1 protein-coding gene is annotated in these 366 nt (G+C 73.8%); it reads right to left on the reverse strand.

All coding sequences use genetic code 11. The annotated features are described in order from the left end of the window. A partial coding sequence (locus ACEN88_RS34685) for an EamA family transporter (RefSeq protein ID WP_413346945.1) occupies positions 1-366 on the reverse strand: 366 nt, incomplete at both ends.

Here is a 366-nt window from a genome sequence, read left to right on the forward strand (position 1 = left end):
CCCGTGACGGCCAGCGCGAGCGTGGACAGCACGGGCGTCAGGTAGGACAGCGACCCGATCGTCGCCGCGCGGCCCAGGCGCATGGCGCGGTCCCACAGGACGAACGAGAGACCGAGCGGCCCGATGCCGATGGCGGCCATGCCGGCGAGCTCCGTCCCGGACGGCCGGTACGGCGTTTCGAACAGTGCGTGCGCCGCCAGCGCGAGCATGCCGGCGCCGAGGCAGAAACCGCCCGTGGCCCAGGACGAATAGGCGGGCAGGCGGGACGGTGCCAGCGAATACACGGCCCACGTGAACGCCGCGAGCACGGCGAGCGCGTAGCCGGCGAGGTGCGTGACGGTGGGTGCGGACGGCGCGATGACGAGC

This window comes from Massilia sp. CT11-108, from assembly GCF_047302915.1.
Lineage (GTDB): Bacteria > Pseudomonadota > Gammaproteobacteria > Burkholderiales > Burkholderiaceae_D > Telluria > Telluria orientalis.